20 protein-coding genes are annotated in these 22,296 nt (G+C 72.6%); 12 read left to right on the top strand and 8 right to left on the bottom strand.

Features of this window, described 5'->3' with window-relative positions; translation table 11 throughout:
• Nucleotides 1–3: 3 nt before the first annotated feature.
• Nucleotides 4–855 (top strand): formyltetrahydrofolate deformylase, encoded by an 852-nt coding sequence (purU, locus tag ACZ7HT_RS11550; protein WP_471163200.1) that lies wholly within the window; start codon nt 4–6, stop codon nt 853–855.
• 153 nt (nt 856–1,008) lie between these two features.
• Here purU and ACZ7HT_RS11545 read toward each other — a convergent pair whose 3' ends face one another.
• Both ACZ7HT_RS11545 and ACZ7HT_RS11540 read right to left on the bottom strand, forming a co-directional pair.
• Nucleotides 1,009–2,283, bottom strand: coding sequence for a maleylpyruvate isomerase N-terminal domain-containing protein (locus ACZ7HT_RS11545; protein ID WP_471163197.1), 1,275 nt, complete (start codon nt 2,281–2,283; stop codon nt 1,009–1,011).
• Nucleotides 2,280–2,861, bottom strand: coding sequence for a sigma-70 family RNA polymerase sigma factor (locus tag ACZ7HT_RS11540; RefSeq protein ID WP_471163194.1), 582 nt, complete (start codon nt 2,859–2,861; stop codon nt 2,280–2,282). Before ACZ7HT_RS11540 ends, ACZ7HT_RS11545 begins: the two co-directional genes overlap by 4 nt.
• Nucleotides 2,862–3,023: 162 nt before the next feature.
• Between ACZ7HT_RS11540 and ACZ7HT_RS11535 the strand changes: the two genes are divergently transcribed.
• Nucleotides 3,024–3,476, top strand: coding sequence for an STAS domain-containing protein (locus tag ACZ7HT_RS11535; protein ID WP_471163191.1), 453 nt, complete (start codon nt 3,024–3,026; stop codon nt 3,474–3,476).
• Here the strand turns inward: ACZ7HT_RS11535 and ACZ7HT_RS11530 are convergent.
• Nucleotides 3,445–4,956 (bottom strand): class I adenylate-forming enzyme family protein, encoded by a 1,512-nt coding sequence (locus ACZ7HT_RS11530; RefSeq protein ID WP_471163188.1) that lies wholly within the window; start codon nt 4,954–4,956, stop codon nt 3,445–3,447. The genes ACZ7HT_RS11535 and ACZ7HT_RS11530 overlap by 32 nt on opposite strands.
• 172 nt (nt 4,957–5,128) lie before the next feature.
• Here ACZ7HT_RS11530 and ACZ7HT_RS11525 point away from each other — a divergent pair, with 172 nt between their 5' ends.
• The 4 genes from ACZ7HT_RS11525 (at nt 5,129) to ACZ7HT_RS11510 (ending at nt 9,130) form a co-directional block, all read left to right on the top strand.
• Nucleotides 5,129–6,331, top strand: coding sequence for an amidohydrolase family protein (locus ACZ7HT_RS11525; protein ID WP_471163185.1), 1,203 nt, complete (start codon nt 5,129–5,131; stop codon nt 6,329–6,331).
• Entirely contained in the window at nt 6,331–7,464 is a 1,134-nt protein-coding gene (locus ACZ7HT_RS11520; RefSeq protein WP_471163183.1) for an acyl-CoA dehydrogenase, read from the top strand. The genes ACZ7HT_RS11525 and ACZ7HT_RS11520 overlap by 1 nt, the downstream gene beginning before the upstream one ends.
• Before the next feature lie 9 nt (nt 7,465–7,473).
• Nucleotides 7,474–8,334, top strand: coding sequence for an acyl-CoA dehydrogenase family protein (locus ACZ7HT_RS11515; RefSeq protein ID WP_471163180.1), 861 nt, complete (start codon nt 7,474–7,476; stop codon nt 8,332–8,334).
• Between the two features lie 355 nt (nt 8,335–8,689).
• On the top strand, nt 8,690–9,130 hold the full coding sequence (locus ACZ7HT_RS11510) for an ATP-binding protein (RefSeq protein ID WP_471163178.1): 441 nt from the start codon (nt 8,690–8,692) through the stop codon (nt 9,128–9,130).
• Between the two features lie 166 nt (nt 9,131–9,296).
• Here the strand turns inward: ACZ7HT_RS11510 and ACZ7HT_RS11505 are convergent, their stop codons facing one another.
• A complete protein-coding gene (locus ACZ7HT_RS11505) occupies nt 9,297–10,223 on the bottom strand; it encodes a cyclase family protein (protein WP_471163175.1) in 927 nt (308 codons plus the stop codon).
• A gap of 101 nt (nt 10,224–10,324) precedes the next feature.
• Between ACZ7HT_RS11505 and ACZ7HT_RS11500 the strand changes: the two genes are divergently transcribed.
• Complete coding sequence (locus tag ACZ7HT_RS11500; protein ID WP_471163172.1) at nt 10,325–11,257, top strand: SDR family oxidoreductase; 933 nt, start codon at nt 10,325–10,327, stop codon at nt 11,255–11,257.
• Complete coding sequence (locus tag ACZ7HT_RS11495; RefSeq protein ID WP_471163169.1) at nt 11,254–12,309, top strand: Zn-dependent alcohol dehydrogenase; 1,056 nt, start codon at nt 11,254–11,256, stop codon at nt 12,307–12,309. The genes ACZ7HT_RS11500 and ACZ7HT_RS11495 overlap by 4 nt, the downstream gene beginning before the upstream one ends.
• Before the next feature lie 49 nt (nt 12,310–12,358).
• On the opposite strand, the gene ACZ7HT_RS11490 is transcribed toward ACZ7HT_RS11495, so the two are convergent.
• Nucleotides 12,359–13,360, bottom strand: a complete 1,002-nt coding sequence (locus ACZ7HT_RS11490) for a GlxA family transcriptional regulator (protein ID WP_471163166.1) — start codon at nt 13,358–13,360, stop codon at nt 12,359–12,361.
• A 45-nt stretch (nt 13,361–13,405) separates the two neighbouring features.
• On the opposite strand from ACZ7HT_RS11490, the gene ACZ7HT_RS11485 reads away from it, so the two are divergent.
• The 3 genes from ACZ7HT_RS11485 to ACZ7HT_RS11475 all read left to right on the top strand — a co-directional run bounded on the left by ACZ7HT_RS11485 (nt 13,406) and on the right by ACZ7HT_RS11475 (nt 16,580).
• Nucleotides 13,406–14,653: an MFS transporter gene (locus ACZ7HT_RS11485; RefSeq protein ID WP_471163164.1), complete on the top strand. Its 1,248-nt coding sequence runs from the start codon at nt 13,406–13,408 to the stop codon at nt 14,651–14,653.
• Between the two features lie 80 nt (nt 14,654–14,733).
• Nucleotides 14,734–16,053, top strand: a complete 1,320-nt coding sequence (locus tag ACZ7HT_RS11480; RefSeq protein ID WP_471163162.1) for an MFS transporter — start codon at nt 14,734–14,736, stop codon at nt 16,051–16,053.
• 23 nt (nt 16,054–16,076) lie between these two features.
• Nucleotides 16,077–16,580, top strand: coding sequence for a hypothetical protein (locus tag ACZ7HT_RS11475; RefSeq protein WP_471163159.1), 504 nt, complete (start codon nt 16,077–16,079; stop codon nt 16,578–16,580).
• A 37-nt stretch (nt 16,581–16,617) separates the two neighbouring features.
• On the opposite strand, the gene ACZ7HT_RS11470 is transcribed toward ACZ7HT_RS11475, so the two are convergent.
• The 3 genes from ACZ7HT_RS11470 to ACZ7HT_RS11460 all read right to left on the bottom strand — a co-directional run bounded on the left by ACZ7HT_RS11470 (nt 16,618) and on the right by ACZ7HT_RS11460 (nt 20,320).
• Complete coding sequence (locus ACZ7HT_RS11470; protein WP_471164041.1) at nt 16,618–17,199, bottom strand: flavin reductase family protein; 582 nt, start codon at nt 17,197–17,199, stop codon at nt 16,618–16,620.
• Nucleotides 17,200–17,291: 92 nt separating this feature from the next.
• Complete coding sequence (locus tag ACZ7HT_RS11465; protein WP_471163156.1) at nt 17,292–18,089, bottom strand: enoyl-CoA hydratase/isomerase family protein; 798 nt, start codon at nt 18,087–18,089, stop codon at nt 17,292–17,294.
• An 8-nt stretch (nt 18,090–18,097) separates the two neighbouring features.
• Entirely contained in the window at nt 18,098–20,320 is a 2,223-nt protein-coding gene (locus ACZ7HT_RS11460) for an acetate--CoA ligase family protein (RefSeq protein WP_471163154.1), read from the bottom strand.
• Nucleotides 20,321–20,591: 271 nt separating this feature from the next.
• Between ACZ7HT_RS11460 and ACZ7HT_RS11455 the strand changes: the two genes are divergently transcribed.
• Nucleotides 20,592–22,280: an FG-GAP-like repeat-containing protein gene (locus tag ACZ7HT_RS11455; RefSeq protein ID WP_471163151.1), complete on the top strand. Its 1,689-nt coding sequence runs from the start codon at nt 20,592–20,594 to the stop codon at nt 22,278–22,280.
• Nucleotides 22,281–22,296: the final 16 nt, after the last annotated feature.

The raw sequence follows: 22,296 nt of genomic DNA, 5'->3' as shown, positions 1-22,296 counted from the left end.
GGGATGACCGACCAGTACGTCCTCACCCTCTCGTGCCCCGACAAGCAGGGCATCGTGCACGCCGTGTCGAGCTACCTGTTCATCACCGGGTGCAACATCGAGGACAGTCAGCAGTTCGGAGACCGCGACACGGGTCTCTTCTTCATGCGGGTCCACTTCTCGGCCGAGACCCCGGTGACGGTCGACAAGCTCCGGGCCAGCTTCGCCGCCGTCGGCGACGCCTTCTCCATGGACTGGCAGATCAACCGTGCCGACCAGCCCATGCGGGTCGTGCTCATGGTCTCCAAGTTCGGCCACTGCCTCAACGACCTGCTCTTCCGGTCGCGGATCGGGGCGCTGCCGGTGGAGATCGTCGCGGTCGTCTCCAACCACACGGAGTTCGAGGAGCTGGTCGGCTCGTACGGGGTCCCGTTCCGGCACATCCCGGTCACGAAGGAGAACAAGCCCGAGGCGGAGGCGGAGCTCCTGGAGCTCGTCCGCTCGGAGAACGTCGAGCTGGTGGTCCTGGCCCGCTACATGCAGGTCCTGTCCGACGACCTCTGCAAGCAGCTCTCCGGCCGGATCATCAACATCCACCACTCCTTCCTCCCCAGCTTCAAGGGCGCCAAGCCCTACCACCAGGCGCACGCCCGAGGCGTCAAGCTCATCGGCGCGACCGCGCACTACGTGACGGCCGACCTCGACGAGGGCCCGATCATCGAGCAGGAGGTCGAGCGCGTCGGTCACGAGGTGACCCCGGACCAGCTGGTGGCGGTCGGCCGGGACGTCGAATGCCAGGCACTCGCCCGAGCCGTCAAGTGGCACGCGGAACGCCGCATCCTCCTGAACGGCCGCCGCACGGTGGTCTTCGCGTAGGGCCTGTCCGGCGGATCAGGGTCGGACAGGTCCTAGCCGTCGGCGCCCCGCCCGCCGGATCAGGGTCGGACAGGTCCTAGCCGTCGGCGCCCCGCCCGCCGGATCAGGGCCGGACAGGCCCTAGCCGTCGGCGCCCCGCCCGTCGGGGCCCGGCTACAGCCGGCTCAGCGACGCCGTCGCCGCGAGGACGTCGCGGATCGCCTCGCGGTCGCCGTCCTGGCCCGCCGCCGCCTCCTCCGGCGTGATGTGACCCGCCACCAGCTGGCAGAACTCGACGCCGTCGAGGGCCACCTGGGCCACCGCGCGCTCCGGGGAGCCGAGGGCCGCCGGGGAGTCCAGGGGGATGTACCAGTGGCCGCCGCCCGCGCCCTCGACCTCCAGGTGGAGCGAGCGGCCCGCCGCGCCCGCCGCGACCAGTTCCTTCGCCGGGCCGGCGAGGCCCGCGCGGCGGCGGTTCGCGAGGGCCGCCGGGAGCTGCCGGGCCGCGAGGTCGATCATGTCGTGGAGGTGCGGCGCGCTGGGCGGCGCGTACGGGTAGGCCACCGCCGTCGCGATGTCGTCCGCGTGCAGCCAGCACTCGAAGGCCCGCTCCAGGAGGGAGTCCCGGAGGGGCAGGGCGAAGTCCTTGTAGCTCACCGTCAGGTCCGCCACGCCCCGGCCCGCGAACGCGACCGTGCGGATCAGGGTGTGCGACTGGTCGCGCCACGGGTCGCGCAGGGAGCGGTTCGGCGGCCGGTCGAGCGCCGCCCAGAACGCTTCCGTCCGCTCCGTCGGCGACAGCTCCGGCACGCCCGCGCCCAGCGGGTCGTCCAGGCCGAGCGCCGTGGACACCAGGCCGTCCACCGCGAGCAGGTGGCCGATGACCGCCGCGACCGTGGCCTTGCGGCGCACCAGGCGGTCCTCCTCGTACCACTTGAGCCGTACCGGCGCGTGCCACTCGGACTCGCCGATGTCCCTCAGGAGCGCATCGAGCCGCGCGGTTTCCGCGTCGTACGGCGTGACCCAGTCGGGGACGGGGATACGGGCGGGACGGCGGCCCAGGCAGTTCTCCAGGACCCGGGAGCGGAGCAGCGGGTCGAGGTCCAGGTCGCGGTCCTCGTGGAGGAGCGTGACGGCGTCGCGGAGCCGGAGGGCCTCGTCGGCGCAGGGCGCGCAGCCGGTGAGGTGGATCTCGACGGCCCTGGTCTCGCCGGCGGAGCACGCCGAGAGCGCCCAGGCCCCGAGGAGGGACTTGAGCACGGTGTGGGTGAGGTCCGGTACCTGTACCTCCGGCTCCTCCATGTCCGGTTCGTCCACCTCCCCGTCCCGTACGTCCGACACCTCCGGCAGCGGCGCCGTCAGATCGGCGTGGTCGTCCGCCGACCGGCGCGGTCCCGGTATCCACGGGGCGCGTGCGACGTCGTCCGCGTCGCCGTTCGCCCCGGTCACCGCGGCCGTCCGTAGCCGGGCGGCGAGGACCCTTCGAGCGGCCGGGTGTTCGCGGAGGAGAGCAGCTGGAGTCCGAGCCGCAGGCGCCGGCGGGCCTCGTCCTCGGTGACGCCGAGGTCGGCGGCGGTCTGGCGGTAGTCGCGGCGCTGGAAGTACGCCAGTTCGAGCGCCTTGCGGAGCGGCGCCGGCATGGACGTCACGATGTAGTCGGCGCGGGCGGCGACCGTGGCCCGGTGGACCTTCTGCTCCAGCTCCTCGGCGGAGCCGACCCCCGTCTCCGCGTACGCCAGGGCCTCCGTCTGCCGCAGCCGGTGCACGGCCTGCCGCTGGGTCAGCTTGGCGACCCACGAGCGCATGTTGCCCTGCTTCGGGTCGTACGAGTCGGGGTTCTCCCAGATGTAGCCGAAGACCTCGCGGGTCACCTGGTCGGCGGCCGCGTCGTCGTCGAGGACCCGGTGGGCGAGGGAGTGCACCAGGGCCGCGAACCGGTCGTAGAACTCGCCGAGGGCAGCGGCCTCCCCGCGCGCCAGCCGCTGCTGCATCCTGCGGTCCCAGCGCGGTGGTGTGTCCATCGCCATGCGGCCTCCGCCCCTTCAGGTTCCTGTCCAAGGTAGTGCGCCGCTCCGACAACGCACGACTGTTTGCCGCAAGTGCGCCCTTGACGCGGACGGCGATGGTAAGGAAAGCGTCATCCCTGGAACCGGGGGTTTCGGAGCTCGCCGGTGGGGCAGGCGGCGACCGTGACGACGATCGAGGTCGACGAGGACGAGTACGGCTCTTGGACGGTTCTCCGCGTCCGGGGGGAACTGGACCTGGTCACCTCCCCCCGGATACGCCGCCGCGTCCACGACGCCGTCGCGGGCGGCCGCCACGACCTGGTGATCGACCTGTCCGCCGTGCGCTTCTGCGACTCCAGCGGCGTCGGCGTGCTGATCGCCTCCCGCCGCCTGCTGCGCTCCTGCGGCGGCCGCCTCCGCCTGATCCTTCCCGACGAGGACAGGGACGGTCACGTCGGACGGGTGCTCTCCGCCCTCGGCGTCCGCCGCCTCTTCGACGTGTACGAGGACGTGCCGGGCGCGGTCGCCGAGGTCGCCGGGGTGCCGGGAGCCGCGGGGGTGCCGGGAGCCGCGGGGCTGCCGGGTGTCGGCGGCGTGCCCGGAGTCACCGGGGTGCCGCGCCGAATCGCTCCCTGAGCTTGTACTTCAGCACCTTCCGCAGCGTCTCGTTGCGGGGGAGCGCGTCCACCACCTCCAGCTGCTCCGGCAACTTGTGGACGGAGAGCCCGGCCTCCCGCAGGAAGGCCGTGACCTGCGGAAGGCCGAGCGGGGCGGCGCCCGGGGGCTGTTCGACGACGGCGCAGACGCGTTCGCCGCGCTCGGCGTCCGGGAGGCCGATGACGGCGGCGTCGCCCACGTCGGGGTGCCGGTGGAGGAGGTCCTCGATCTCCTTGGCCGAGATGTTCTCTCCCTTCCGGATGATGATGTCCTTGATGCGGCCCGTGAGGACGAGGTGCCCGCTCGGCGTGAGGTGCCCGACGTCGCCGGTGATGAGGAAGCCGTCCTCGTCGAAGGCGGCGGCCGTCTGCGCCGGGTCGAGATAGCCCCGGCAGACGGCCTCGCCGCGGAGCCGGACCTCGCCGTCGCCGGTGATCCGTATCTCCATGCCGGCGGGCGGACGGCCCTCGGTCGTGGCGAGGTTCTCCTCGGTGTCGTCGGGGGCGCCCATCGTGATCATGGGGACCTCGGTCATGCCGTACCCGTGGGTGAGCCGGCAGCCCAGCTCCTTCCGTACCGCGTGATAGACCTCCGGCGGCTTCGGCGCCCCGCCGCCGGCGAGCAGGCGGAGGGTGGGGATGACGGGCTTCCCGGGCTGTTTGCGCTGCTCCGCGAGGAACATCGAGTAGAAGGCGGTGGAGCCGCCGGCGACGGTCACGCCGTGCCGGTTGTACGCGTCGAGGGCCTCCGGCAGCGCGAACTGCTCGAACATCACGGCCGGGAACCCGTACAGCAGGAGCATCACCGTGTAGTCGGGCCCGGCGATGTGCGCGTACGGGAAGGCCATCGAGCCGACGTCCTCGGCCGTCAGGTGCAGGGCGTGGGCGAGGCAGGCGCCGCCGGCGAGGAGCGAGCGGTCGGTGTGCAGGACGCCCTTGGGGTCGGAGGTGGTGCCCGAGGTCCAGTAGATCCAGCGGACGTCGGTGCCGGAGGCGGGCGGCGGGGGCAGGACGGCCGGGTCGCCGTCCGGAAGGTCCTCGTACGCCTCGAAGATCCCGCGCGCGCCGAGCCTCCTCGCCATCTCCGCATGGTCGAATCCACGCCAGATTCCGGGGACCGCGAAGAACTCGGCCTTCGACTCGCGCAGCGCGAAGCCGACTTCCCTATCGCGGTAGAAGGGGATCACCGGGGACTGCACGGCGCCGATGCGGGCGAGCGCGAAGGAGAGCACGGCGGTCTCGATACGGGTGGGCAGCTGCCACGCGACGACGGTGCCGGGCCGCACGCCCATCCCGTACAGACCGGCGGCGCAGCGCTCGGCGCGCTCGCGCAGGGCGCCGAAGGTGAGGACGCGGTCGTCCTGGAGGAGGACGGGCCGGTCGGGGGTGAGGTCGGCGCGGCGCTCGACGAGCTCCCAGAGCGTGCGGGACTCACCGAGAGTGTGTGCGGTCTCATTCATCCCGTACTCCTCATCCCGTACTCCCCTTGGCTGACGTCCCGTCAGATGTTGCGGTGAGCGTAGAGGTCCGGCGCTTGTCGGTCCAGGGGTGCGCGGCTAGCCTGATGGCGTCAGATCTGACGGGTCATCAGAAACGGGCCGGAAGCGGTCCGCCGAATCCGGGAGAGGCTCCATGACGGAACTGCCCCGCATCATCAGCGTCGACGACCACGTGATCGAGCCCGCCCACCTCTTCGAGACCTGGCTCCCGAAGAAGCACCGCGACCGCGGGCCCCGCCCCCTCACGGCCGGCATCGGCGAGCTCGCCTATGTCGGCGGCAAGTACCAGATCACGATGGACCCCGACGGCCCGCCCACCGACTGGTGGATCTACGAGGACCTCAAGTTCCCGTACAAGCGCAACATCGCCGCCGTCGGCTTCGACCGCGACGACATGACCCTGGAGGGGATCACCCGGGAGGAGATGCGGCGCGGCTGCTGGGATCCCGTCGCCCGGCTCAAGGACATGGACCTCAACCACGTCGAGGCCTCCCTCTGCTTCCCCACCTTCCCCCGCTTCTGCGGGCAGACCTTCGCCGAGGCCCACGACAAGGAGGTCGCCCTCGCCTGCGTCCGCGCCTACAACGACTGGATGGTCGAGGAGTGGTGCGGGGACAGCGGGGGGCGGCTGATCCCACTGTGCATCATCCCGCTGTGGGACATCGACCTCGCCGTCGCCGAGATCCGGCGCAACGCGGCCCGGGGCGTCAAGGCCGTCACCTTCTCGGAGATCCCCACCCACCTCGGCCTTCCCTCGATCCACTCCGGTCACTGGGACCCGTTCTTCGCCGTCTGCCAGGAGACCGGGACGGTGGTGAACATGCACATCGGCTCCAGCAGCCAGATGCCGGCCGCCTCCCCCGACGCCCCGCCCGCCGTCCAGGCCTCGCTGAGCTTCAACAACGCGATGGCCTCGATGATGGACTTCCTCTTCTCCGGGGTCCTCGTGAAGTTCCCCCGGCTGAAGCTGGCGTACAGCGAGGGGCAGATGGGCTGGATCCCGTACGCCCTCGAACGCGCCGACGACGTCTGGGAGGAGCACCGGGCGTGGGGCGGGGTGCGCGACCTGATCCCCGAACCCCCGTCCACGTACTACTACCGGCAGATCTTCTGCTGCTTCTTCCGCGACAAGCACGGCATCGCGTCCCTGGACGTCGTCGGGCGCGACAACGCCACCTTCGAGACCGACTACCCGCACGTCGACTCGACCTTCCCGCACACCAAGGAGGTCGCCCTCGACCACGTCCGGGGCCTCGACGACGAGACGGTCTACAAGCTGATGCGGGGCAACGCCATCCGGATGCTGGACCTCGACTTCGACCGGGGCATCGTCTGATGGACCTCTCCTGCACCGAGGAGGAAGAGGCCTACCGCGACCGCCTGCGGGAATGGCTCGCCGCCACCCTGCCGGGCCTTCCCGAGCGGCCCGACCCGCTCGACTGGCCGGCGCGCCGCGCCTACGACTGCGGCTGGCAGCGCCGCCTCTACGACGCCGGATACGCCGACACCCACTGGGACGCCTCCCCGACCCAGCGCCTCATCTTCCTGGAGGAGACCGAACGCGCCGGAGCGCCCTACGTCGGCGCCAACTTCGTCGGCCTCCTCCACGCCGGGCCCACCATCGCCGCCGAGGGCACCGACGCCCAGCGCGCACGCTGGCTGCCGCCGGTCCTGCGCGGCGACGAGGTCTGGTGCCAGGGCTTCAGCGAACCCGACGCCGGGTCGGACCTCGCCTCACTCCGTACGCGTGCGGTACGGGACGGGGACGCGTACGTCGTCACCGGGCAGAAGATCTGGACCTCGCACGCCGAGGTCGCCGACTGGTGTGAGCTGTTGGTGCGGACGGACCCGGACGCCCCCAAGCACCAGGGCATCACCTGGCTCGCCATGCCCATGGACGCCCCCGGCATCACCGTGCGGCCGCTGCGCACCCTCGCCGGGTCCACCGAGTTCGCCGAGGTCTTCCTCGACGAGGTGCGGGTGCCCGTGTCCCACCGGGTGGGAGAGGAGAACGACGGCTGGCGGGTCACCATGGTCACGCTCTCCTTCGAACGCGGCACCGCCTTCGTCGGCGAGGTCGTCGCCTGCCGCCGCCTCCTCGGCGAACTCGCCCGCACGGCCCGGAAGAACGGCACCTGGGACGACCCCGTGCTCCGTCGACGCCTCGGCAGGCTCTCCGCCGAGTTCCAGGCGCTGTGGCGTCTCACCCAGGCCAACGTCAGCGAGGCCCAGGCGACGGGGGGAGTGCCGGGGGCGGGCGGCTCCGTCTTCAAGCTGCACTACTCGCACGCCCGCCAGGAGCTGTACGACGCGGCCGCCGCCGTCCTGGGGCCCGACGCGCTCGACCTCGGCCGCGAGTGGAACCTCGACCGGCTGTCCTCGCTCTCGTACACGATCGCGGCCGGCACGTCCCAGATCCAGCGCAACATCGTCGCCGAGCGCATCCTCGGCCTGCCGAAGGGGCGGTGAGCTTCTTTCATGGACTTCCGGCTTACGGAGGATCAGCGGGCGCTGCGGCGGGGGGTACGGGAGCTGCTCGCGGGGCGCTTCGACCGGGGCGCGCTGCGGGCGGCGGTCTCCGCGGGGCGGCTCGACCGGGAGCTCTGGCGGGAGCTCGGCGACGCCGGGTTCTTCTCGCTCCGGCTGCCCGAGGCGGACGGGGGAGTGGGTCTGGGGCTCCCGGAGGCGGTGCTGCTCTTCGAGGAGGCGGGGAGGGTGCTGCTGCCGGGGCCGTTGGTCGCGACGCACCTGGCTGCGGGTTCCGTGCCGGGGGCGGCGGAGGGGGCCGTCGTGGTGACCTCCGTGGACGAGGGGCTCGTCCCTTGGCTGGACGAGGCCGACGTGGTGCTGGGTGAAGTCGCGGGTGCCGTGCCGGTGCGGTCCGTCGACCCGCTGACGCCCTTGCATCGCGTGCCCGGCACGCCCGTGACGGGGGCGGCGGAAGCCGCTCTCCTCACCGCCGCCGAGCAAGTGGGCAGCGCGCAGGCCCTCATCGACATGGCCGTCTCCTACGCTCGCGCGCGGACGCAGTTCGGGCAGGTCATCGGGGGGTTTCAGGCCGTCAAGCATCTCTGTGCCGGGATGCTCGTGCGGACCGAGCTCGCTCGGGCTGCCGTGTGGGCCGCTTCCGTCACCGGGGATGCCGTCGAGATCGCCGGGGCCAAGCTGCTCGCCGACGACGCCGCCGTACGGAACGCGCGGGACTGTCTTCAGGTGCACGGCGGGATGGGCTTCACCTGGGAGGCGGACGTGCACCTGCATCTGAAGCGGGCCTGGGTGCGGGCCGAGCTGCGGATGCCCGCCGCGCGGGCGGAGGAGGCGGTGGCGGCGGGGCTGTAGCGCTGGGCGTCCGCCGCGTCACGGAATGTCGATATCGGGTTGTGTCCTTCGGCGCGGCCGTCACGGCCCGGAGTCGGCCTCCGGCTCCGGTACGCTCCGTGGGATGCGAGTGCACGTTGGCCCGGATCGTCCCGGTGTCGCCCCTGCGGCGGCTCCGCGGCCGGGAATGCCCGCCGCTCGCGCCCGGCGTTCGACTACCCGCAGCGTGCGTCGCACAGTATGGACCACGCGTACTCCTTCGCGCTGGAATATGCCCGAAGCGCTTGTTGCGGTGACTGTACGTCAACCATGCTGTCCCACAAGGGAATCACGTTCCGTGAAGGTGTGTTGTCTGCCGGTTCGGATGGTGTGAGCGGTGCAGGTGCTTCAGGTTCAGTTGGTGGTGGGGCCGGACCCGGCCGAGGTGGGACGAGCCCGGAGGTGGGCACGGTCGCGGATCGCCGGGTCGGGCATAGGGGATGACGAGCCGCTCGCCGAGACGCTGGTGCTGCTCATCTCCGAGCTCGTGACCAACGCCGTGGTGCACACGGGCTGCCCGGCCGTCCTGCGGATGCTGTTCGCCGCGGAGGGCGGGGTGCGGGTCGAGGTGGCCGATACGAGCGACCGCCCGCCGAAGCCCCGGCACGCGCAGGGCGACGACACCAACGGGCGGGGCCTGGAGCTGGTGGACGGGCTCGCGGACCGGTGGGGCTGGCAGCCGGAGGGCGCCGGCAAGAGCATCTGGTGCGAGGTGGACCGGGTGTCGTCCGTGGCGGCGGCCGGGGCGTCCCTGTCGCCCGGACGGGTGCGCTGTTGACGATTCGTTCCGTTTTGCCCACCCTGGGGTGAGCGATTCGTGGCGAGCGAGGGGAGCCGAGGGCCGTGTGTCCTCGGCGTGTGCGGGTCGTGGTCGGGCGGCGGCGGGCCCGCGCCGTGCTCGGGGCGCGTGCGAGCGCGCCGCCGCCCGCAGGGGTGCCGGGGTGTCAGAGGATGGCCACCGGGGCCACCGGTGTGCCCGTGCCGCCGACGAAGGGTTCCGGCATCGCGGAGAGCAGGAAGGCGTAGCGCCCTTCCTCCGCACAGGCTGTGGACAGCGCCTCCAGATTCCAGTTCTGCCCCTGGAGCATGCCCATCTCGACCAGGTCGAGGGCGTGTACGGGCAGCCAGAGGTCCTCGATCTCGGGCGGGAAGATCTCGAAGGTGAGCGTGTCGTTGGCGACGGCCGCGACATCGCGCGCGTGGAACCACTCCGGCGTACGGACCGAGAGGCCCGGTGACGGGAAGGCGTACCCGTGCCTGTCCCCGGCCAGGTACAGCCGGATCTGCCCCGTCCGTACGAGGACCACGTCCCCGCCGCGTACCGTCACCCCGCCGAACTCGGCCGCCTCGTCCAGGTCTTCGGGGGTCACGGCGTGGTCGCCCGGCAGCCGGTCCACCCCCTTCGCGGCGGCGACGTCCAGGAGGACCCCGCGGGAGACGAGGTGGCGGGCCGTGTGGATGCCGCTGAACTCGGAGCGGCCGTGCGGGGTGATCGAGGCGGCGGGGCGGCCGTTGTAGATGCGGCCCGAGTGGGAGACGTGTGTCAGGGCGTCCCAGTGGGTGCCGGCCTGGAGGCCGAGGGTCACGGCGTCGTCGCTGGTGGCGACCGTGCCGGGGCCGAAGAGCTCCTGGTTGATCTGGACCATGACGTGGAGCGGGTTCACCCGGCCCGGGATCATGCCGGTCTGCACGCCGTCCTGCTTGAGGTCGACGGCGAGCGGGACGCGGCGGCCGGTGCGGACGGTGGCGACGGCCTCCCGTACGACCTCGTCGGTGACGAGGTTGAGCGTGCCGATCTCGTCGTCCTGGCCCCAGCGGCCCCAGTTGTTGACGCGCTTGGCGATCTCGTGGAAGGCGGCGGGGAGAGACATCGGGGCCTCCGGGGTCTTGTTTTCCGGTATCTGACGGACCGTAGAATCCTGACGACGAACGAATCTAACGGACCGTCAGAAAGTGCGGGAAGGGGCCGGGCATGGGGAACTTCTTGGCTGGCAAGGTCGTCGCCGTGACGGGAGCGGGGCGCGGCATCGGCCGCGCCGTCGCCCTCGCCTGCGCGGCGGAGGGCGCGAAGGTCGTCGTCAACGACTACGGGGTGTCGATCGAGGGCGGCGAGCCGACCTCCGAGGTCGCGGCCTCGGTCGTGAAGGAGATCGAGGCGGCGGGCGGCACCGCGGTCGCCGTCGCGGACGACATCTCCACCATGGCGGGCGGGGCGAGGGTCGTCGAGACCGCCCTCAGCGCGTACGGACGCATCGACGGGGTCGTGTGCGTCGCCGGCATCCTGCGCGAGCGGATGCTCTTCAACATGTCCGAGGAGGAGTGGGACCCGGTCGTCGCCACGCACCTCAAGGGCACCTTCACCGTCTTCCGGGCGGCCTCGGCGGTCATGCGCAAGCAGGGGTCCGGCAGCCTCATCGGCTTCACCAGCGGCAACCACCAGGGGTCCGTGGCCCAGGCCAACTACTCCGCGGCGAAGGGCGGGATCATCTCGCTCGTCCGCAGCGCCGCCCTCGGCCTCCACAAGTACGGGGTCACCGCGAACGCGGTCGCGCCCGTGGCCCGCACCCGCATGTCCGCGAACGTGCCCATGGAGCTCAAGGAGATCGGCGAACCGGAGGACGTGGCCGCGCTCGTCGTCTACCTGCTCTCCGACCGCGCCGAGGCGGAACGGATCACCGGCCAGGTGTACACCATCGCGGGACCCAAGATCGCGGTCTGGGCCCAGCCCCGGGAACTGCGCGCGGGCTACGCGGAGGGCGGCGCCTGGACCCCCGAACGGATCGCGGACTTCCTGCCGGGGACGGTGGGGACCGATCCGATGCCGATGCTTCAGCAGCTGGAGGAGATGGCCCGGGCGGCGGCCGCCGGCGCCCGCCCCAACTCCCGTGAGGAGAACGGATCATGAGAGGCGTCGTCTTCGACGGGAAGCAGGTCCAGGTCGTCGACGACCTGGAGGTGCGGGACCCCGGCCCCGGCGAGGTGCTCGTCGCGATCGCCGCCGCAGGGCTCTGCCACAGCGATCTGTCCGTCATCGACGGGACCATCCCGTTCCCGTCGCCCGTCGTCCTCGGACACGAGGGCGCCGGTGTCGTCGAGGCCGTCGGCCCCGGCGTCGTCCACGTCGCCCCCGGCGACCACGTCGCCCTGTCCACCCTCGCGAACTGCGGGGCCTGCGCCGACTGCGACCGGGGCCGGCCGACGATGTGCCGGAAGGCGATCGGGATGCCGGGGAAGCCGTTCTCGCGGGCGTCGACCGGGCAACCGCTCTTCCAGTTCGCGTCGAACTCGTCCTTCGCGGAGCGGACCGTCGTCAAGGCCGTCCAGGCCGTGAAGATCCCGCGGGACATCCCGCTGACCTCCGCCGCCCTCATGGGCTGCGGCGTCCTCACCGGCGTCGGAGCCGTACTGAACCGGGCGAAGGTCGACCGCGGCGACACCGTCGTCGTCATCGGCACCGGCGGCATCGGCCTCAACGTCCTCCAGGGCGCCCGGATCGCGGGCGCCCTGACGATCGTCGCCGTCGACACGAACCCGGAGAAGGAGGCGGTGGCCCGGCGGTTCGGGGCGACGCACTTCCTCGCCTCCACGGACGGCGTACGGGACGTCCTGCCCACCGGCGCCGACCACGTCTTCGAATGCGTCGGCCACACCGGGCTCGTACGCACCGCGATCGACCTCCTCGACCGGCACGGGCAGGCGGTCCTGCTCGGCATGACCGCACCGAAGGCGGAGGCGAGCTTCCTGCCGGCCGCGATGTTCCTGGACAAGTCGATCCTGGGCTGCCGGTACGGCTCCTCACGCCCCCAGAAGGACATCGCCCTGTACGCGGAGCTGTACCGCTCGGGAGCCCTGCTCCTCGACGAACTGGTGACGCGGACCTACCCCGTGGAGGCCTTCGCCCGGGCCGCCGAGGACGCGGAAGGGGGGAAGGTGGCGCGGGGGGTGCTCACGTTCTGACCGGCACCTTCCGACCGCCCGAGTGGGGTGCGGCGGCTGACGCGGACGTTCAGGCCGAGCTCGCCGCCCCCGTCCGGAACGTCCGCCGGTAGGACGTGGGGGTCACCCCGATCGCCGTCATCAGGTGCACCCGCAGCGACTGGGCCGTGCCGAAGCCGGCATCCTGGGCGACGCGGTCGACGGGCAGGCCCGTGGACTCCAGGAGGTACCGGGCGCGTTCGACGCGCTGCTGGGTGAGCCACTGGCCGGGGCTGATGCCGACCTCGTCGCGGAAGCGGCGGGTGAACGTCCGGACGCTCATCGCCTCCTTCTCCGCCAGGTCCCGCAGCTGGATCGGCTCGTGGAGGTGGGCCAGCGCCCAGGCCCGCGCGGTGGTCGTGGTGTGGGTGCCGGTCTCCGGCAGGGGCCGCTCGATGTACTGGGCCTGGCCGCCGTCCCGGTGCGGCGGTACGACGGTCCTGCGGGCGACGTCGTTGGCGACGGCCGTGCCGTGGTCGCGGCGCACGATGTGCAGGCACAGGTCGATCCCGGCGGCGACACCGGCGGAGGTGAGGACGTCGCCGTCGTCGATGAAGAGGACGTCCGCGTCGACCCGCACGCTCGGGAAGAGGCGCTGGAAGTGCTCGGCGGACGCCCAGTGGGTGGTGGCCGGGCGCCCGTCGAGGAAGCCGGCGGCGGCGAGCACGTACCCGCCGGTGCAGATGGAGACGAGGCGCGTGCCGGGACGGATGTGCGCGAGCGCGGCGGCCAGCTCCTCGGGGAGCCTGCCCTCGTCGTGGACCGGCCCGAGCTCGTACGAGGCGGGCACGACGACCGTGTCGGCGGTCGCGAGGGCCTCCGGGCCGTGCTCGACGTGGATCGAGAAGTCGGCGTCCGTCGGCACGGGCCCGGCCACGGGGGCGCAGGTCACGATCTCGTACAGCGCCCGGCCCGTGGCGTCCTTCGCGCGGCCGAAGATGCGGTGCGGGATGCCCAGCTCGAAGGGGAGGAGCCCGGGCAGGGCGAGGACGGCGACGCGGTGCGGCGACGGCACGGGCAGCGCCCCCTTCATAAATCAGTGGTGGTCCAGACCACCCGCTGGTAGGTCTACGTGTCCGTGACGGACAACACGTACAAGTCTGAGGCCACGGAGCGGATTCCCGTCCCGGTCACCCCTCCTCCACTGTGGAACCGTAACTTCCGGCTCTTCTTCGTCGCCCGGGGCGTCGCCGTCTTCGGCGAGGGCATGGTCCCGATCGCCTTCGCCGCCGGACTCCTCGGCGCCGGCCACCCCGGCTCCACCGTCGGCTACGCGCTGGGCGGCTGGACGGCCTCCTTCGCGCTCTTCGTGCTCTTCGGCGGCGTCCTCGCCGATCGCTTCACCGCCCGCCGCATGATGATCCTCGCCGACCTCCTGCGCCTGCCGGGCGCGGCCGTCCTCGCCGTCGCCTTCGCCCTCGGCGGCCCGCCGCTCTGGGCGGTCTACGCCCTCTCCGCGCTCAGCGGCGTCGGCGCCGCCCTCTTCCAGCCGGGCGTCGCCTCCACGATCCCCCGCATCGCCCCCGACGTGCAGCGCGCCAACGCCGTCCTGCGGGTCGTCGAGGCCCTCATGACCATGGCGGGACCGGCGGCGGCGGGCCTGCTCGTCGCCGTCTGGAACGCGGGCGCGGCCTTCGCCGTCAACGCCGTCACGTTCGCGGTGAGCGCCCTCTGCTTCCTCTTGATGCGCCTCGCCCCGATCCCCTCCGACACGGCGAGGCGCGCCTCGCTGGGCGCCGAACTGGCGGTCGGCTGGCGGGAGTTCCGTGCACGGAGCTGGCTGTGGGGCGTCATCTCGATCTGGACGGTGTACGGGCTGACCGTCGCCGGACCGATGGTCCCGCTCACGGCGAGCCTCGTCACCGAGGAGCACGGCTCGGCCGCGTACGGCGTGCTGATGGCCGTCAACGGCTCCGGCAGCGCGGTCGGCGGCCTCCTCGCGATCCGGCTGCGCCCGGCGCGCCCGCTGGCGGCGGGCGCGGTGGCGCTCCTCGGCTTCCCGGTGAACCTGACCCTGCTCGGCACGGGCGCGCCGGTCGGGGTCCTCGCCGCCGGGCAGTTCGTCCAGGGGGTGGCGTTCGCCTTCTGGCTGGTCATGTGGTCCACCTCGGTCCAGACGCACGTGCCGCAGGAGGCCCTGAACCGGATGCACGCGTACGACGTGGCCGGCTCGCTCCTGATGATGGGCGTCGGCCGCACCCTGTCGGGCCCGGTGGCGGCGGCGGTCGGCACGGAGGAGGTGCTGCTCACGGGGGCGGGGATCGCGGTGCTGGTGGTGACGGCGCTGCTCGTGGTGCGCCCGATCAGAACGCTGCCTCGTTTGTAGGAGTACGTGGCCCGATCCGTTGGAAACCTGTCGTTCGGGCCAATGGTGGGGGAGGGGCCGTCCCCGGAATGCTCACTGGCATGCCCCAGACAACCGAGCCCCAGGCAACCGAGACTCACGTCCGCACGCCCGAGAAGTCACCCCGCCCCCGCCGCATCCACCGCGCCTGGTTCGTCGCGGCGGTCACCTTCGTCACGATCATCGGCGCCGCGGCCTTCGCCTCCCTGCCGGGCCTGCTGATCGAGCCGCTGCACGAGGAGTTCCACTGGTCGCGGGGGACGATCGGCTTCGCCGTCTCGGTGAACCTCGCGCTGTACGGCCTGACGGCGCCGTTCGCGGCGGCCCTGATGGACCGCTTCGGCATCCGCAAGGTGGTGGCGGTGGCGCTGAGCGTGATCGCGCTGGGCTCCCTCCTCACCGTCTGGATGACGGCGGCCTGGCAGCTGATCCTCTACTGGGGCCTCCTGGTCGGCCTGGGCAGCGGCTCCATGGCCCTCGCCTTCGCGGCGACGGTCACGAACCGCTGGTTCGTGGCGCGGCGGGGCCTGGTGACGGGCATCCTCACGGCGGCGGGCGCCTCGGGCCAGCTGATCTTCCTGCCGTTGCTGAGCTGGCTGGTGGAGCGGCACGGCTGGCGCCCGGCGGCGGTGACGGTGTCCCTGGCGGCCCTGGCCGTCGTCCCCTTCGTGTGGCTGCTGCTGCGCGACCACCCGGCGGACGTCCGGCTGGCCCCGTACGGCGGGGAGTACGCCGAGAAGCCCGCCCCCGTGACGGGCGCGGCCCGCCGTGCCGTCACCGTCCTCGTCCGGGCTGCCCGCACGGGCCCGTTCTGGCTGCTCGCCGGCTCGTTCGCGATCTGCGGGGCGTCGACGAACGGCCTGGTCAAGACGCACTTCGTACCGGCGGCCCACGACCACGGCATGCCGGTCACGGCGGCGGCCGGTCTCCTGGCGGTGGTCGGCGTCTTCGACGTCGTGGGCACGATCGCGTCGGGCTGGTTCACGGACCGCTTCGAGGCGCGGCGCCTCCTGGCGGTCTACTACGCCCTGAGGGGCGTCTCGCTGCTCTTCCTCCCGATGCTCCTGGCCCCGTCCGTGCACCCCCCGATGCTGTTCTTCATCGTCTTCTACGGTCTGGACTGGGTGGCGACGGTCCCGCCGACGATCGCCCTCTGCCGGGAGCACTACGGCGAGGACTCGGCGATCGTCTTCGGCTGGGTCCTCGCCTCCCACCAGGTCGGCGCGGCGGTCATCGCCTTCGCGGGCGGCGTGGCCCGCGACGTCTTCGGCACGTACGACGTCGTCTGGTACGCCTCGGGCGCACTGTGCGCGGCGGCGGCGCTGATGGCCCTGGTGATCAGCCGCCCCCGGCGGGAGGCGGTGTCGCCGGCGGGAGCATGATGACCCCCGGGGGGTGATCGCCGGTGAGCGGTCCTGACAGGGGGCGTACGACCGCCCGGATGCTGAGGGTCTCGACGCTGGCACTGTGCCTGGAGTCCGGGGTGGCGCTGGCGGCGGTGATGACGGTCGGCCTGAGCATGCCTCCGGAGCCCGGGGAGGACACCGGCGGCGGAGGGTTGTTCCTGGTTCTCTGGCCGTTCCTGGCGGTGGCCTCGGTGCTCGTCGCGTTCGCGGTCTCCGCGGTGCTCGTGCTGCCCGTGGTCCTGCTCGGCGAGGACCTGGGGCGCAGGCTCGGCGGCCGCCCCGTCTGGTGGCAGCTGTCCCTGGCGGCCCTCGCCGGGGCCCTCCTCGCGCCGGTCGCCGGCGCCTGGGGGTGGCTCGTGGGCGGCGCCGTACTGGCGGTGGCGGCGCTCCTCACCCGCCCGGCGAGGCGGGGCTACTTCGTCGGGCTGCTCCTGTGGGGCACGGTCGCCGTGGTGACCGCCTTCCTGGCGGGCGGGGTGATCCTGCACCTGGGGCTCATCTAGCTGATCCTGTACCCGGGCCTCATCGAAACGTAGCGGGCTATGTGCTGAAGCGGCCGAAGCGGCCCCGGTGGAACAGCAGCGGTTCGCCCCCGTCCTCCGCGCCCAGGGCCTCCACCCTCCCCACCACGATCAGGTGGTCGCCCCCCGTGTGGACCGTCGTGATCGTGCAGTCGATCCAGGCGGGCGCACCGGCGAGGCGCGGGGAGCCGGTGGCCGGGGCCGCCTCCCACTCCACCCCCGCGAACTTGTCGGCTCCGCTCACCGCGAACGACCTGCACAGCTCGCCCTGCCCCGCGCCGAGGACGTTCACGCAGAAGGTCCCGGCCGCCGCGATCCGGGGCCAGGTGGTCGACGTCCGGGCGACCATGAAGGCCACGAGGGGCGGGTCGAGGGAGAGCGAGGCGAAGGACTGGCAGGCGAAGCCGGCCGGTCCGTCCGCGTCGAGGGCCGTCACGATGGTGACGCCGCTCGCGAAGTGGCCGAGGACCCGGCGGAACTCGGCCGGGTCGACGGGCGGGCGCTCGTCCTCCCGTACCGCGCGCAGGTCGGGCCGGGGCAGTGGTTCGACGGCCGTCGGCGAACCGGCCGCTCTCAGGTGTCGGACGACGGTGGCCGCCATCCCCGCGTGTCCCATCACACCGTCCATTGAAACTGACGATGCGTCAGATGGGAAGACTTCGGGCACGGCGGCCACCGATACGACAGCCCCCGCTATCGCCCCTCGTACCGCGCCTCCCTCCGCTCCACGAAGCTCGCCACGCCCTCCTGCGCGTCCCGCGTCGTCATGTTGATCTCCTGCGCCGTCGCCTCCGCCGCGAAGGCCACCGTGCGGTCCACATCCAGGGACGCGTTGACCAGCTGTTTCGTCAGGGTGAGGGCGCGGGTGGGGCCCTGGGCGAGGCGTTCGGCCCAGTCGCGGGCCGTCTTCTCCAGCGACTCGGACGGCACCACCCGGTTCACCAGGCCCATGCCCAGCGCCTCCACCGCCGGCACCGCGTCGCCGAAGAACATCAACTCCTTCGCCCGCTGCGGCCCGACCAGCCGCGGCAGCAGGTACGCACCGCCCCCGTCCGGCACCAGTCCCCGCCGGACGAACACCTCGACGAAGCGCGCCGAGTCCGCCGCCAGCACCAGGTCGCAGGCGAACGCGAGGTGCGCCCCGATCCCCGCCGCCGTGCCGTTCACCGCCGCGATCACCGGCTTCTCGCAGTCCATGACCGCGGCGATGAACCGCTGGGCGCCCTGCCGGATCATCCGCGCCACGTCCCCCGCGACACGATCGGCGGACGACGGCGCGCCCCGCAGGTCCGCGCCCGCGCAGAAGCCGCGCCCGGTGGCCGTCACGACCACGCAGCGGACCTCCGGGTCGGCGGAGGCCTCGGCGAGGAGGGCGATGATCCGCTCCCGCTGGTCCCAGGTGACCGCGTTCATCGCCTCGGGGCGGTTGAGGGTGATCCAGGAGACGCCGTTCTCGACCGTGTGGAGGACGGTGTGCAGCAGATCCGACACAGGGGCTCCTATCGGCAGACCGCCAGCGCGTCCAGGGCCACCGCCCCCTGCCCGCGCGGCAGCACCATCAGCGGGTTGATGTCCAGTTCGGCGAGGTCGCCGTCGAGTTCGAGGGCCATCCGCTGGACGCGGAGCACGACCTCGACGAGCGCGTCGATGTCGGCCGGCGGGGCTCCCCGTACACCGTCGAGCAGGGCCCGGCCCCGCAGTTCGTCGAGCATCGACCGGGCCTCGCCCTCCCCGAACGGCGGGACGCGTACGGCCGTGTCGTTCAGGACCTCCACCAGGACCCCGCCGAGCCCCACCGTGACCGTCGGGCCGAAGAGCTCGTCGCGGGTCACGCCCACCACCATCTCGACGCCGCGCCCGACCATCTGGCAGACGAGGATGCCGTCGAGGTCCACCGACTCGTACCGCGCGATGTCCGTCAGCTCGCGGTACGCGTCCCGCACCTGGCTCGCCGAGGTCAGCCCGACCTTCACCAGGCCCAGTTCCGTCTTGTGGGCGAGCTGCGCGCCCGAGGCCTTCATCACGACCGGGTAGCCGACGAGCCCGGCGGCCCGGACGGCGGCCGCCGCGCTCGTGACGAGCTGCTCGCGCGGCACCCGTATCCCGTACGCCCGCAGCAGCTGCTTCGCCGCGTGCTCGCTGAGCCGCCGGCCGGGCCGCATGAGGGCCTGGGCCTTGCGGAGGGACGGGGAGGGGGTGCGGGGGGCCTCGTCGAAGGGGGAGCGGTAGGCGGCGGTGAAGCGGTGGTGGTCGAGGTAGGCCTTCACGGCCCCGATGCAGTTGGAGAACGTACGGAACGTGGCGACGCGCGAGGAGCCGAGGAGGGTCTCGCGGTAGGCCGCCTCCGTGCCGACGGGAGAGCCCCAGACCACGCACACCAGCTTGTCGGTGGCCTCGGCGGCGTCGACGAGGTCCTGGGCGAGCTTGTCGCTCATCGGCGGGAAGGGGCCGGTGATGGGGCAGATGAGGACGCCGACGGACGGGTCGGCGAGGATCGCGTCGATGATCTTCCGGCCGCGCCAGTCGCCGACCGGGTGGCCGCCGTTGTCGACGGGGTTGGCGACGTTCAGGTACTCCGGGATCCACTGGTGCAATTCGTCCTGCTTGGCCTGCTGGAGCGTGGGGAGTCCGAGCCCCGCCGCCGTCGCCAGGTCGGCGAAGTGGGCGCCCGTACCGCCGGAGATCGAGTAGACGACGACCCCGTCCGCGAGCGGCCGGCGCGCGCGGGCGAGGAGGGCGGAGGTGTCCTGGAGCTGGTCGAGCCCGTCGACCCGGATCACCCCGTACTGCCGCATCGCCGCGTCGACGACCCGGTCGGCGCCGGTCAGCTTCCCGGTGTGGGAGGCGGCGGTACGGGCCCCGGTCTCGGTCCGCCCCACCTTCACGGCGACCACGGGCACGCCCTGGCGCGCGGCCCGGTCGGCGGCGAGGAGGAAGGAACGGCCGTCCTTCAGCCCCTCCACGTAGCAGGCGATGGCCCCGACCTCGGGGCGTCCGGCGAAGTACGAGAGGAAGTCGGCGGTCTCCAGGTCGGCCTCGTTGCCGGTGGGCGCCCAGTGGGAGAGGCGGACGCCGAGCTCCTGGAGGGTGAAGACGGGCCGCCCCTGGTGCCCGGACTGGGTGATGAGGGCGACGGCGGGGCCTTCGAGGTCGTCGCGGAAGCGCTCGAAGGCGTTGAGGTTGGTGTTGGGGCCGAGGAGACGGAGCCCGGAGCGGCGTACGGCGGCGGCGAGGCGTTCCTGCGCGGCGGCGCCGGCCTCGCCGGTCTCGGCGAAGCCGGAGGCGAAGGCGACCGCGAACCTCGCCTTCGTCTCGGCGAGCTCCTCGATCACGGGCAGCGGGTCGGCGACGAGGAGGACGGCGAGGTCGACGGGTTCGGCGAGCGCGGAGACGGACGGCACGCAGTCGATCCCGAACACGCTCGTACGGGTCGGGTGCACGGGCACGAGCCGGGCGCCGACCCGCTCGGTCCAGGCGAGCAGCTGCCGGGTGATGCCGGTGTTGGGCCGGCCCTCGGCGTCGGAGGCGCCGATCACGGCGACGGACTCGGGCCGGAAGAACCGGTCGAGGTCGGGCACGGGCGCGTGCAGCGGCCGCCCGCTGACGTCCACGTCGCCGGGGGCGACGGTGACGCCGTGCACGACGACCGGCGGCGCCTCGCCGCAGGCGACCACGCGGGCGCGGAGATCGGTGGTGAAGGTGCCGTGTGTCGATCCAAGCATGTGTGTGTCGCCCGCCCTTCACCCATCCGTATACACCTGACGCTTAGTCAGATTACAGAACTGACGGGCTGTCAGGAATGGGTGTGCGGAGGTCCGTGGCAGAAGGGGTTCCGAGGCGGTCGGCGGTTCGCGACGGAAGGGGTCCTCCGGCGGCCGGCGATGTGCTGCAGAACGGATTCTTCGACGACGTACAACCCTTCCCGGGGGGCGGGTGTCCCACATCCCGGAAGACACGACTGAAACATCCGACGACAACCGCACGGGGGACCACGTGATCCGCCCCACCCGCACCCGCGGCCGCCGCCGCGCCCTCGGCGCAGCCCTGGCCGTCCTCGCCTCCTCCGCCGCGCTCACCGCGGCCACGGCGGCGCCCGCCCAGGCCGCCGAGAGCACGCCCAAGCCGCGGGTGGTCTTCACCGAGTACAAGGACGTCGACGGCGTCCGCCAGAGCAGCATCGTCACCGTCAACACCGACGGCAGCGACCGCCGCGTCCTGACGCCCACCGGCCTGCGCCTTCCCCAGGCGGAGATCACCGGCGTCACGTACTCGCCCGACGGTCTGCGCATGGCCTTCATCAGCAACGACGGCTACGCCGACATCTGGGTCGCGGACGCCGACGGCACGAACGCCCGCCCTGTCCGCATGGACGTCAACGAGGCCGACGGCTGGCTCGACAGCCTCGACTGGACGCCCGACGGCAAGCAGCTCTACCTGAGCTTCCGCGCCAAGCCGGGCCACGACCGCCTGCGCATCATGCGGATCGACCTCGACGGCACCGACCTCGGCTACGTCTTCCCCACCCCCGAGCAGACCTGGGACACCCAGGTCGACGTGGCCTGGGACGGACGCATCACCTTCCTGCGCGGCAGCACGGTCTACACGTGGGACCCGCGCACGGGCGACGCCCCGAAGCCCGCCACCCAGGGACTGCACCCGACGTTCTCGCCGGACGGCTCGCGGATCGCCTTCGCGGCCTTCGTCGACGGCTCGTACGACGTGCGCGCCCGCGTCCTCGACGGCGGGTCCGAGTACTCCCTCACCCGGGGCCAGGGCGTCCTGTTCCCCGAGTGGTCCCCCGACGGCTCCCAGGTCGCGTACCTCTCCGGCGGTACGCATCAGGCGGCCACCGTCAGCGGCGCCACCGCGCCCGGCACCACTCCCAGGGTGCTCTCGGCCCCCGACACCACCGCCTCTGAGGTCTCCTGGGTCCCGCCGCGCGGCTGGAGCCCCCACGGCACCTTCCGCCACGACTACACCGGCGACGGCCGCTCCGACGTCTTCGCCCTGGACGGCAAGGGCGACCTCTGGATCTACCGGGGCACCGGAATGGGCGTCCTCGAACCCCGCGCCAGGACCGGCTGGGGCTGGAAGGGCTACCGCATGACCGCCGTCGGCGACCTCGACGCCGACGGCCAGCCCGACGCGGTCGGCCAGGACGCCGACGGCGGCCTCTGGCTGCTCAGAGGGACCGGGTACGGCGACGTCTCGAACAAGGTGCGGATCGGCACCGGCTGGAAGGACCTCAGGCTCGCCGGCGTCGGCGACCTGACCGACGACGGCTTCCCGGACGTCCTCGCCATCGACCCCTCCGGCAACCTCTGGCGGTACGAGGGCGACGGCCGCGGCGGCCTCCGGGCCCGGCAGAAGGCCGGGTACGGCTACGGGAGCTACCGCCTCACGGGCGTCGGCCCGCTCACGGCCAGCGGCTACCAGAACTACCTCGGCCAGGCCTCGAACGGCGACCTCTACCGCTACGAGCGCGGCGGCCGCTACAAGATCGGCTACGGCTGGAAGAACCTGACCCTTACCGGCGTGGGCGACCTGGGCAGCGACGGGATCCCCGACGTCCTCGCCCGCGACACCGCCGGAGTCCTGTGGCGCTACGACGGCGACGGCAAGGGCGGCCTCAAGAGCCGGGTCAAGATCGGCTGGAGCTGGAACGGCCTCAACGCCTTCTGACCCGCCCCACGATCTG

Source organism: Streptomyces sp. NPDC037410 (assembly GCF_055602235.1).
The sequence above is the reverse complement of the archived record's forward strand: the minus strand, read 5'-3'. Positions and strand labels throughout refer to the sequence as shown.

What these genes read in the sequence shown, in the direction of transcription:
- purU (WP_471163200.1), top strand. Translation starts at nt 4, where the DNA reads ATGACCGACCAGTACGTCCTCACCCTCTCGTGCCCCGACAAGCAGGGC.
- ACZ7HT_RS11540 (WP_471163194.1), bottom strand. Translation starts at nt 2,861, where the DNA reads ATGGCGATGGACACACCACCGCGCTGGGACCGCAGGATGCAGCAGCGG.
- ACZ7HT_RS11530 (WP_471163188.1), bottom strand. Translation starts at nt 4,956, where the DNA reads ATGAATGAGACCGCACACACTCTCGGTGAGTCCCGCACGCTCTGGGAG.
- ACZ7HT_RS11525 (WP_471163185.1), top strand. Translation starts at nt 5,129, where the DNA reads ATGACGGAACTGCCCCGCATCATCAGCGTCGACGACCACGTGATCGAG.
- ACZ7HT_RS11520 (WP_471163183.1), top strand. Translation starts at nt 6,331, where the DNA reads ATGGACCTCTCCTGCACCGAGGAGGAAGAGGCCTACCGCGACCGCCTG.
- ACZ7HT_RS11515 (WP_471163180.1), top strand. Translation starts at nt 7,474, where the DNA reads ATGGACTTCCGGCTTACGGAGGATCAGCGGGCGCTGCGGCGGGGGGTA.
- ACZ7HT_RS11505 (WP_471163175.1), bottom strand. Translation starts at nt 10,223, where the DNA reads ATGTCTCTCCCCGCCGCCTTCCACGAGATCGCCAAGCGCGTCAACAAC.
- ACZ7HT_RS11500 (WP_471163172.1), top strand. Translation starts at nt 10,325, where the DNA reads ATGGGGAACTTCTTGGCTGGCAAGGTCGTCGCCGTGACGGGAGCGGGG.
- ACZ7HT_RS11495 (WP_471163169.1), top strand. Translation starts at nt 11,254, where the DNA reads ATGAGAGGCGTCGTCTTCGACGGGAAGCAGGTCCAGGTCGTCGACGAC.
- ACZ7HT_RS11490 (WP_471163166.1), bottom strand. Translation starts at nt 13,360, where the DNA reads ATGAAGGGGGCGCTGCCCGTGCCGTCGCCGCACCGCGTCGCCGTCCTC.
- ACZ7HT_RS11480 (WP_471163162.1), top strand. Translation starts at nt 14,734, where the DNA reads ATGCCCCAGACAACCGAGCCCCAGGCAACCGAGACTCACGTCCGCACG.
- ACZ7HT_RS11470 (WP_471164041.1), bottom strand. Translation starts at nt 17,199, where the DNA reads ATGGCGGCCACCGTCGTCCGACACCTGAGAGCGGCCGGTTCGCCGACG.
- ACZ7HT_RS11460 (WP_471163154.1), bottom strand. Translation starts at nt 20,320, where the DNA reads ATGCTTGGATCGACACACGGCACCTTCACCACCGATCTCCGCGCCCGC.